Source organism: Shimia fortis (assembly GCF_040225985.1).
Lineage (GTDB): Bacteria > Pseudomonadota > Alphaproteobacteria > Rhodobacterales > Rhodobacteraceae > Shimia.
Genome location: NZ_JBBPEU010000026.1, coordinates 1 through 10,361 on the forward strand (window position 1 = coordinate 1; position 10,361 = coordinate 10,361).

Annotated in this window: 8 protein-coding genes and 1 tRNA gene; 7 read left to right on the forward strand and 2 right to left on the reverse strand. The window is 55.3% G+C overall.

Going from position 1 to position 10,361, the window contains the following annotated elements; genetic code table 11:
- Positions 1-18: 18 nt before the first annotated feature.
- A tRNA-Met gene (locus WNE31_RS18215) sits at positions 19-95 on the forward strand.
- 515 nt (positions 96-610) lie between these two features.
- On the opposite strand, the gene WNE31_RS18220 is transcribed toward WNE31_RS18215, so the two are convergent.
- Both WNE31_RS18220 and WNE31_RS18225 read right to left on the reverse strand, forming a co-directional pair.
- Positions 611-1,792, reverse strand: coding sequence for an ABC transporter substrate-binding protein (locus WNE31_RS18220; protein ID WP_463407445.1), 1,182 nt, complete (start codon positions 1,790-1,792; stop codon positions 611-613).
- 116 nt (positions 1,793-1,908) lie between these two features.
- Entirely contained in the window at positions 1,909-2,892 is a 984-nt protein-coding gene (locus WNE31_RS18225) for a helix-turn-helix domain-containing protein (RefSeq protein ID WP_349981374.1), read from the reverse strand.
- A gap of 303 nt (positions 2,893-3,195) precedes the next feature.
- Between WNE31_RS18225 and WNE31_RS18230 the strand changes: the two genes are divergently transcribed.
- The 6 genes from WNE31_RS18230 (at position 3,196) to WNE31_RS18255 (ending at position 10,299) form a co-directional block, all read left to right on the forward strand.
- On the forward strand, positions 3,196-4,341 hold the full coding sequence (locus WNE31_RS18230; protein WP_349981375.1) for a C45 family peptidase: 1,146 nt from the start codon (positions 3,196-3,198) through the stop codon (positions 4,339-4,341).
- Positions 4,342-4,403: 62 nt separating this feature from the next.
- Entirely contained in the window at positions 4,404-5,072 is a 669-nt protein-coding gene (locus WNE31_RS18235; protein WP_349981376.1) for a trimeric intracellular cation channel family protein, read from the forward strand.
- Positions 5,069-6,010: a transporter gene (locus WNE31_RS18240; RefSeq protein WP_349981377.1), complete on the forward strand. Its 942-nt coding sequence runs from the start codon at positions 5,069-5,071 to the stop codon at positions 6,008-6,010. The genes WNE31_RS18235 and WNE31_RS18240 overlap by 4 nt, the downstream gene beginning before the upstream one ends.
- Positions 6,011-6,062: 52 nt before the next feature.
- Positions 6,063-7,601, forward strand: coding sequence for an amidohydrolase family protein (locus tag WNE31_RS18245; protein ID WP_349981378.1), 1,539 nt, complete (start codon positions 6,063-6,065; stop codon positions 7,599-7,601).
- 135 nt (positions 7,602-7,736) lie between these two features.
- A complete protein-coding gene (locus WNE31_RS18250; RefSeq protein WP_349981379.1) occupies positions 7,737-9,026 on the forward strand; it encodes a metal-dependent hydrolase family protein in 1,290 nt (429 codons plus the stop codon).
- A gap of 391 nt (positions 9,027-9,417) precedes the next feature.
- Positions 9,418-10,299 (forward strand): SMP-30/gluconolactonase/LRE family protein, encoded by an 882-nt coding sequence (locus WNE31_RS18255; protein WP_349981380.1) that lies wholly within the window; start codon positions 9,418-9,420, stop codon positions 10,297-10,299.
- The last annotated feature ends 62 nt before the right edge of the window (positions 10,300-10,361 follow it).

Genomic DNA, 10,361 nt, shown 5'->3' on the forward strand with positions numbered 1-10,361 from the left:
GCACCTAAGTGCTCATGGCGCGGGGTGGAGCAGCCCGGTAGCTCGTCAGGCTCATAACCTGAAGGTCGCAGGTTCAAATCCTGCCCCCGCAACCATTGATACAGAATGGCCTTGAGAAACACTCTCAGAGGCCGTTTTTGTTTGCCCCAATGCCAGCAGACCGGCCAACTCCCCGACAAGTTCCAAGGCAAGACCCCCAACGTCAGGCACAATCGGGATATCTGACTGCAGGCTCCGAATTATCGTCGTCGCCTGCGGCTTTGCGGCCGTGTCATTCATAGACCGGGAAAGATCGGCTACGGTTTCTGGGTGCAGGTCTGAGAGGTCGGCACGCAGCAGAACAGGTGGGAAGGCTCAGTGCGACGAAACATGCCGGATGACATGTGAGGGCCAAACACTCTGTTAGAGGTGCTCACCGGGCGTTCCGAGAGTGTCATGCGGCTTATTTGGGTTCACTGCACATAAAGAAAACAAAAAGCAGGGTATCCTTTCGAATGATTGATGGATTGGCCCCTTGTGGCCAGCTCTGGCTTTGTCCAGCCGAAGAAATCTACTGATTTAATGGCTGTGCTAGCACTTTGATGCGGGTCGATGCCTTGCCAAGTTTATGTCAGCGAAATCGAACTGTTGCAAACTCGCCATCGCGAATTTCGACCTCGCGATATGCGCCGGCGCTCTCCCCGCCACCGATCAACTCGACGGCAGAGCCGCCGACGTAGTCAATCTCGTGACCCGCGGCCAAAAGTTCCAGCCCCTTGGCCAGTTGGCCGGGGTAGATCTTTTCGCCGGGTGCGTTGGCGACTTCCCATATTTTCGAAACGTATTCAGTTGAATCGTTTGTCCCTGCGGCTTGCATCGCGAGAACCATGATTGCCATAGCGTCATAGACCTCGGCCACATAGGGAAGTCTGCCGTCGATCCTGTCTCCCATCCAATCGGCCAACAAAGACAATCCTTGAGATTCAGTGCCCGCAACCTGTCCGAACGAGCCTTCGATTCTGGGGCCAACGCCTTCAAGAAGTCGGTCTCCGATCATCGTGCTGGCAAGTCCAAAGACCTCAAAGGCACCCAAGTCGAGTGCTGCGCGGACAACACCCAGACCGCCTTGATCAATATAGCCGACTACAACCAAAACATCCCCACCGGCCGCGGCAAGCGTCGCGACATCAGACGTGTAGTCCGCCTTGCCATCTTCATGCGACGCAACAATGGTGACGTCACCTCCCATGTCCGTGAACGAAGATCTGACAGCTTCGGAGAGCCCTTTGCCAAAATCGTTGTTGGTATAGGTGATTGCGATTGATTGGACGCCGCGATCACGCAATATCTCGGCCATCACCTGACCTTCCCGAAGGTCCGATGCCACAGTTCTGAAGAACAAGTCCCTTTCATCAAGGTCATTGAGGCTCGGTGAGCTGGCTCCCGGCGAAATCATCACCATCCCGCGTGGTGTCGCAACATTGGTGAGCATGGCAGCTGTCGCCCCCGAACATGCGCCTCCGATGATTCCTGAAATACCTTCGGCCACAGCGCGTTCCGCGCTTGCCACAGCCAAGCCCGCATCTGCACAGGTTGTATCCGCAAAGATGGGAACGACGCGCGCGCCGTTCAGAAACAGGCCGCTGTCGCTTACCTCTTCTGCCGCGATATTGATGACAGTTTTCATTGGCGCAGCCAGTGACTCGATGGGGCCGGTAAAGCCAAGCAATACGCCGATTTTCACCTCGTTCGATTGTTGTGCCGAAGCGGGTGACAACGCCAAACAAAGGGATATGGCGATAAGTGTCTTCAAGATTGACGTTTTCATAGTGCTTCTTCCAGATATGGATTCATGTCGCGCGGGCCTGTCGACAACACAACTCAGCTGTGACCTGTTATGGACAAGTAAGACAGGAAAATTGATGATACTCAAACTGTGTCGTCTTCCCGTCCGTTCAACAAGGTCGAAGATGGATTCTCTCCGAATAGAGTTCGATACTCGGTTGAAAACCGCCCCAAGTGGGTCAGTCCGAGCGAGAGCGCAATGTCTTTGACTTGGACGTTTGGGGTAGAAGGCGCCATCAGGGACTCGCGCGCTTGCATCAGCCGGCGATGCTTGAAGTACCTCAGAGGGGAAACCCCGAAGAGATAGGCAAACGCCTCGTAGAAGACCGTTCTGCCAACACCTGTGGCGTTGCAAAGGTCTACCAGTGACACTGCAGCTCCGTTCGCAGACGCAAAGTGCTCTTCAGCAATGCGAACGATACGTTCATGACTCATGGCACGCGGCCTGCGTGTTTTGAATGTTGGCACTCCGGCCAGATAAGCCTCGAGCATGACGCCGTATAGGTTTTCCGCGATTAAAGTTTGCCTCTGCCAAGTTGATGGCAGTTTTCCAGAGAGTTCATTCAGAAATGTCTGCAAGACCTGACGCAAACGAACCACCTTGAACTCAGGTATTGTAATTGCGCCGTCATGGAGGACGATTTCACCAGGATGCACACCCTCCAAAGCCGCCAGCGCGTGCAAAAACTTCCCTCGATCCAACCCAATGTTGAAGTACTCGCGTCCGGTGCCGCGGGTCATGTATCCATCAGGTCCGGAGCCCAGAAAGATTGTAGAATTGGTGGACGAAGTGCCGTTGAAACGGAAATCCCCCTGCCATTTGACCGGGACGAGAAAGGCCAGCACATTTGGGTCGGGGACGATGTTCCCAACACTCAGCGGACCCAAACGGTTCTTGATAAGCCAAACCTCATTGGCGCGCGCTACCACGCCGTCGACGCTGAAGTCGCCCGGCCCGAGCTGTGTCTGATGCGCCTCCAACACGGGCGAAACCCTGGCCAATCTCTCCCAGCTACGAGACCTTATCTCCTGTAGCGATGCAGGCTTGGGTGCCGGATGTGCGTCCATGGATTCTGAACAGCCTCCTTTGGTTTCGAGACAAAGCGCAGGTCAACACTTGCAAGTTTGTGCGGCAAATTTTGCCCTTCGCAGGATGCGGATGCAACACATCTGATCACATCACAAACAGTACCACAGGTGTTTGGATAGTTGTCGGAGCCGGGAAAAACAAATCACCAAAACAAAGACGGAAGAATTGGATAGCGTTTTTTCATCCAAAACCAAGTTGTCGAGTTAGGCTTTGCGCGTGGCGGTTCGTGAAGTGACAACGAAGTCTTTTAACGTATGCACTAATCCAGCGCGGAGAAAAAAATGAATAAATTGAAATCTTTCGAAGCCGGAACACTTTACGAGGCCAATGGTTTCCTGATCCCGGTTCTCGCGGGAACATCCCATGAGATGGGAAAGCAATATGGCGCGCTCATGAGCGAGCACATGCAAAAGACGTGGGACGTTCTCGTGGCGCCCGGCGCAAAAGCAGGAGCCATTTCCGAAGGTGACATGAAGCATTGGACGCATCGCGCCTACACGACCTGCTCTACACGTATGCGCGGCTGGTATGATGGCGTCGTCGAGGGGTCTGGCTGGGCACTCGAGCGTGTCTGTTTCCTCGACATGATCATGGAGTACGGGATTTTCCAAGCCAAGATTCACTCCTTTGCCGGGTGTACCTCGATCATGTCGTGGGGCGATCATTCCGCGGATGGCAACATGTTTATCGGCCGCAACATGGATTGGAGCGAAACGTTCAACGAGTTCCCGCAGGTTCTGACGATACGCAAACCCACCGACGGTTCTTACAAGTTTGCAGCGTTTGCTTGGCCAGGCATGTATGCCGCCTTTACCGCGATTAACGAGCACGGCGCTTATCTGGATGTGCATGACGGGACCAGCATGGGCGGTTCGGTGGTTTATGAGGATCGTCCGTCAATTATCAATTCGCTGGCCGACATTATGAGCGAGGCGGCCTCCAAAGAGGCCATCGCCGCACGCCTAAATGGCACCAACAACAGTGTATCGCTCATTCTGTCGATCGCCGACGGGTCATCCGGCGAGTCGGTCGAGTGTTCGTCGCTGAGCGGCAACAGGGTTCGACCTGCCGAAGGTGAAAGTTACGTCGTGGTGAATACTTTCCTCGGTGACAGCTGGGGTCTTGGCAAGCGTGAGACGGTGAGCAACTCCCTGCGCCGCTTCAGCAACATGACAGATCGGCTGGCCGAGAATGCAGGCCAGATGGATGCAGAGAAAACCCGCGCGCTGATGGATCTCCGTCTATTTAACGAGGACGACACTTTCGCTGAGAACGGTGGCTGCACCAAGCCAACGAAGCAGGACGCCGATCTAACAACACACCAGATGGTGACTGACGTTAAGGCGAAGAAGGTCTGGTTGAAGGTGCCCGTTCCCAACTACTTCGCCGATTGGACCGAGGTGGATCTCGGCTCTCTCTGGAAGTGAACAGAGTCGCCGGCGGCGCACACATTGCGCCGCCGGCCCTTGCTACTGATGGACCTCGTTTGATGAACGCCACAATCGACCCCCTAGCTCCCATTGTCCTCGCAATAAGTTATTTCGGCGATGTCGTTTTCGCCATCAGTGGTGCGCTCACCGCGATGCGCTACCGGATGGACATCATTGGAGTTGTCCTTATCGGCGTGATCACGGGCATTGGCGGTGGCACAATGCGCGATCTCTTGATTGGACGGACAGTCTTCTGGGTCCAGGACCCGACAGAAATTGTCCTCTGCATTATCTCGGCGACGATTACCTTCTTTTTTATAAACGACAATATCCTGCGGCGACGGGGAATGATTTGGGGGGACGCCCTGGGGCTGGCGGCTTTCGGTGTCGTGGGGTGCCATATCGCGCTCGCACATGATGTTTCCTGGATCGTTGCAGTCTTGATGGGAATGATCACGGCAACCGGTGGCGGGGTCATCCGAGACGTTGTCACCAATACCCAGCCAATGATTACAAGCGGACAGATTTATGCATCTTGTGCGCTTTTGGGTGCCGGTATCTATGCTGGCCTGAGTTTTCTCACTCTTCCAGTTGGCGTTGCCGAGGTTATCGCCTTTTCCGCTGCTTTGGCGCTGCGCGCCGTAACGATCCACTACGACGTTCGCATGGGGCCGCGCGGAACCTTCATCGAGATCGGTAAATACAAATCAACGGGGAATGGAATGTGATCAGTTTTTTCGGAAAATTGTGCGAGGCTTTTCTGAACTGCACGTTCGCCAGAAAACGACCGTTAAAAAACACGTTTCGAAACAATGCTACGTTTGGAAAGCGGATAGAATTGGACCTATCCACTTTGATTCGTAAGAATAATTTGTGTTTTTTGTCGATTGCCGTTGCATCAATTTGGGGTGCAACTGCCAACGCACAGAGTTCTGAAGCGGACCTTGGCCAACAATTGAGCAACCCAGTTTCCAGCCTTATCAGCGTGCCGTTTCAGTTCAATTTTGACCGCAACCTGAACGTAGATGACCAAGGCGAAGTGCTGACACTAAATGTTCAACCGGTCATTCCCTTTTCCATAAGCGATGACTGGAATCTGATCTCACGTACCATCGTGCCGCTGAAATGGAGCGACAATTTTCCAGTTGCGGGCACTCCCTCAGACTTTGGATTCGGCGACATCGTTCAAAGCTTCTTCTTTTCTCCCAAAAAACCCACTGCGAACGGGTGGATCTGGGGCGCAGGGCCGGTCCTGGTGCTTCCATTGTCCCGAATAAATGATAACCCTTTCTACGGTGCAGGTGAATGGGCCGGGGGGGTCACGGCTGTCGCGCTGCGCCAACAGAATGGCTGGACCTATGGTGCGCTTGTCAATCACGTCGTGGATTTTGGTGGCAAAACCGACATCAACGCGACGTTCCTGCAGCCCTTCGTTTCGTACACGACACCAAATGCATGGACGTTCTCTCTGAACACCGAGTCGACCTACGACTGGGAAAATGCCCAATGGACGGTCCCAATCAACGGGTCTGTTTCAAAGGTTGTGAGGATCGGCTCACAGGCGGTCAGCTTCCAACTTGGCGCCCGCTACCACGCTGACGGACCTGCCAGCGCCCCGAAAGGCTGGGGTGTTCGGTTCGGCGCCACTTTACTGTTTCCGAAATAGAGAGATTTCAAACCACGCGAGCAACGTGTGAAGCAACAAAGGGAGATTACCAATGACGAAGCGAATAGCCGCGCTCTGCGTGTCAATGGTTCTGGGCTTGACAACAAGCGTTTGTGCTCAGGGGTTTGACATTGTTATTGCGAATGGTCGGGTCATGGACCCCGAAACTGGGTTCGACGCCGTGGCCAATGTTGGTATCAACAACGGTTTCATCACGGAAATAAGCTCGGAAGCCTTGGAAGGTGCCCGCGTTATCGATGCAACCGGCCATGTGGTTGCGCCCGGTTTCATCGATTTCCACTCCCATGCGCAGTCCCCATATGGGCACAAACTCTATGCGCGGGACGGTGTCACAACGCCGATGGACATGGAGGTTGGCGCGTATCCGGTCAACGACTTCTATGAGTATTGGGACGGAAAAGCGTTTCTCAATTACGGAACCAACGTGGCGCATATTGGTGCCCGCGTTGCAGTGCTTGACGGAGAAAAGCCGGATGGGCGCTTCATCTACAGTGCGGCCCTCGGGCGCGCTATGAACAGCGGTTCCCAGTTCAAGACCAAGGTCTTCGACCCGATGGATGAAGCGGCGATCCTGGAGGCCGTCGAAGAAGGGTTGAAGCAAGGCGGTATCGGGGTGGCATACCCCATTGGCTACTATAGTGTCGTCGGCAGCCCCGAGGTTTTGGCCGTTGCGGGTCTGGCGGCAAAGTACAACCAGCCAATAACGACGCATGTGAGGTATCTGGCGCAGATTCCGCCGAGCGGTTTCATGGGGCTTACGGAAATGCTGACCGTTGCGCGCGAGGCCGAAGTGCCGATGCTGGTGCACCACGTTCCGAGCAACTGCCTTGGGCTCACAAAGCAGTGTCTTGATCTCATCGATTCCGCGCGGGCGAAGGGACAAAAGGTAATTGGTGAGTTCTACCCCTATCAATATGCCGGGACCTACGTTGACGCCGATTACAACCGACCCGGCTTTGAAGAGCGCATGGGCGTTCAGGCTTCGGACTACAAGATTACTGCCACTGGCGAGGCTTTGACATCCGAGGAGTTTGACCGTCTGCGCACAGAAGCCCCGGGGACACAGTTGCTGATGTATACAATGAAGCAGGATTACATCGACGAAGCCTTCAGTCGGCCGGGCGTGATTGTGGGGTCGGATGGGATGCCTTGGATTACCGATGATCAGGGCGCTGGTCTGAACGGCACTTTCGATACGGACTATGGAGTTGGGAACGGACACGCACGGGGTGCGGGCACGCATGCCCGTATTCTGCGCATGGTGCGCGAAGGCGCGTCTGTTTCTCTCATGGACGCGATTGCGAAGATGACATTTGAGCCAGCCTCTTTCCTTGAAGATCATGTGCCGCAGATGAGACTGCGCGGTCGCATGCAGGAAGGAGCGGCTGCGGATATCACCATATTCGATCCCGAATCGGTGACGGATAATTCGACAGCCAAGATTGGCGAGAACTCTCTGCCGTCTACCGGCATCCCATTCGTCATCGTCAACGGTCAGGTCGTCGTCGATGACTCGGTTGTTCAAAACATCCCCGCAGGCGTCGCCATCCGGGCGGCCGTCACGGACTAAAAAATCCGGATGGGCGCGGGATGCTGAAAATGAGGTCTCTCCGCCCATCGCAAATTCACTGTCATAGAAAACCAAGAGGGTAGTTCGATGAACCTAACAAAAACACTGAAAATCTCTACCGCAAGTCTCGCGCTAATGGCTTCGACAAGTATGGTGCAGGCACAGGACGGGCCAATACTCTTCTCCAATGTTGATGTCTTTGACGGTCAGACACTGGAACTGATGAAAGACATGAACGTCGTCGTGACTGGCAACCTGATCACCCAGGTTACAGCAGACGACGTTGCCGTTGCGGGCGGACAGGTCATTGACGGCGAGGGGTATACCCTGATGCCAGGCCTGTCGGACACCCATGTGCATATTGGCTTTGCATCTCTTCCACAGGCGGGGCTTCTTGTCGGTCTGCCTGAATATGCAGTGATCCATTCCGTGGGCGATGCCGAAGACATGCTGATGCGCGGCGTGACTTCGGTGCGCGACATGGGGGGGAACACATTTGGCTTGAAACAGGCCATCGACACGGGGCGCGTGGTTGGACCGCGGATTTATCCGTCGGGTGCGTTCCTGACCCAGACTGCGGGCCACGGTGACTTCCGCTTCCCCAATCAAGGCAACCCCCGTTTTGGCGGCACCGTTCCCGAGTATGAAAAGGCTGGGCACTCCTACATTGTTGACGGTGTGCCGCAGGTTCTGGCTGCAGCACGCGAAAACCTGCGCCATGGCGCCTCTCAGATCAAGATCGCGGCTGGTGGCGGGTATTCTTCCCCAGCCGATCCTCTTCTGGGCACTCAGTTCACGTTCGATGAAATGAAAGCGGCCGTGGATGCGGCTGAGAACTGGGGCACCTATGTGACCATGCACGCCTACCACGACTCCGCCATCAATCAGGCGATCGACGCGGGCGTCAAGGATGTTGGGCATGGTCAGCTTATGTCCAAGAAAACCATGGAGCGCATGGCCAAAGAAGGCGTGTTCCTGAGCACGCAGCCCTTCACCGTCTGCTCCGAGCCTCAACTGGACGATTTCTCCAATTCCAAACTGGCGCAGGTCTGCGAAGGCACGGAGAATATGTACAAATGGGCCAAGGAGCTCCCGGACCTGAAAGTCACCTACGGGACCGACTTGTTCTTTGTGAGCGAGGAAATGCTGTCGGAGCAGGTCGAACAGATGGAACGCCTGCTGCCCTGGTTTGAACCGGGGGAAATCCTCAAGATGGCGACCAGCAACGCCGGAGAACTCTTCGCAATGAGCGGTCTTCGCAACCCGTATGGTGAAGGGTCCATCGGTGTCGTCGAAGAGGGCGGATATGCGGACCTTTTGCTAGTCAGCGGAAATCCTCTCGAAACGCTGGACGCCGTCACCAAGACCGAGAACCTTAAAATCATCATGAAGGACGGCGTGATCTATAAGAACACGCTGAACTAAGGCGTTTTGCGTCTGATGTGAAAGAGGCCTCTCCTGTGCAGCGCGTGAACAAAAAGTCGCATCACGCGTTGCACAGATTTCGAAACGGGGCGGATTTCACGGCTGACAAATACTGACACTCTTGGCCCGTGCCATCGCTCAATCGCGTTGGATCGGAACGGGGTCGGAAGCGCCAATAGCCTGTCGTGATGGCCAACCGAACGGAATGACTTTGGCGAGCACCGCATCACATGAGGCCGCACGGCCAAGGTTGAAAAACCGCAAAGAAAAGGCAGCGAGAAACATGAAACCGTCCTCAGCGCTGCGCGCAGCACTGCTTGCTTGGGCCATTGCGACCATGTCGCTGCTGGCGCCGGCAAATGCACAATCATCTACAGGGAGTGACACAAAAATGACGACTGAAGATCGTATCAAAAACCTCTTGGCGAGCGCCAAGTACCTCTATGGCTTCTATAACGTTGAAGACATTATCCAGATCCCTGGAACCAAGTGGATCGTTGGTGGGGGTATCACCTGCTATGGCCCCAACTTTTGCGACAAGGTGATCACCACGGGCTATTGGCATCTGTTTGATGCCGAAACCGAGACCGGGATGCGCGTGCCATCCGAGGAGATCGTCATCGCGCCGGAAGCAGACCGCTTCCCGTTGACCGAGCCGACCGACTGGCCTGCTTTCAGCCCACATGGGTTCGGCTTTTACGGTCAGACGGATACGACGATCGAGGTTTACGCGGCCAGCCATGCCAACGTAAATGGTGGACGTGAGGCCGTGGAAGTGTTCCGCATTGACTATTCTGGTGACACCCCTGTGTTCACCTGGATCGGCGGCATTCCGGCGGACCCGGATTTCTGGCCCGATGCCGTGGCGATGTTGCCGGATGGCGGGGTGGTCGCAACATCCACAGGCAATCCGCTGCAGGACCCGGAAGAGGCAATGCAGATCGCTCTCAAAGGAGGGCCGGTCGGCAATACCCGCGTCTGGTACAAGGACAGCGGCTGGGCAGACGTTCCGGGATCCGAGTCCATTTCGACCCCAAACGGTATCGTCATTTCCGATGATGGCCAGCAAATCTTCGTCAACGCGTCTACCGGTTTCTCGGTCGTCAAGATTGACCGGAGTGTCGAACCCCCTGCGGTGACCTCGATGGACCTCGGCGGTATTCCGGACAACTTGCGATGGTCGGCGGATGGAAAATCCATCCTTGCGGGCATCCATATGGTAGATAACCCGCTCGACTTCCCTGATCAGCCCCACCTAAGTGGTCCAGTTTGAATGTTAGTGCATGATTGGCCTGGGTTCCATCGGGATGATGGTTTCCGGCGCCGGCGGGCGGT

Bases quoted from the DNA above. Each gene is read 5' to 3' on its own strand.
- WNE31_RS18225 (WP_349981374.1), bottom strand. From the start codon at position 2,892: ATGGACGCACATCCGGCACCCAAGCCTGCATCGCTACAGGAGATAAGG.
- WNE31_RS18230 (WP_349981375.1), top strand. From the start codon at position 3,196: ATGAATAAATTGAAATCTTTCGAAGCCGGAACACTTTACGAGGCCAAT.
- WNE31_RS18235 (WP_349981376.1), top strand. From the start codon at position 4,404: ATGAACGCCACAATCGACCCCCTAGCTCCCATTGTCCTCGCAATAAGT.
- WNE31_RS18245 (WP_349981378.1), top strand. From the start codon at position 6,063: ATGACGAAGCGAATAGCCGCGCTCTGCGTGTCAATGGTTCTGGGCTTG.
- WNE31_RS18250 (WP_349981379.1), top strand. From the start codon at position 7,737: ATGGCTTCGACAAGTATGGTGCAGGCACAGGACGGGCCAATACTCTTC.
- WNE31_RS18255 (WP_349981380.1), top strand. From the start codon at position 9,418: ATGACGACTGAAGATCGTATCAAAAACCTCTTGGCGAGCGCCAAGTAC.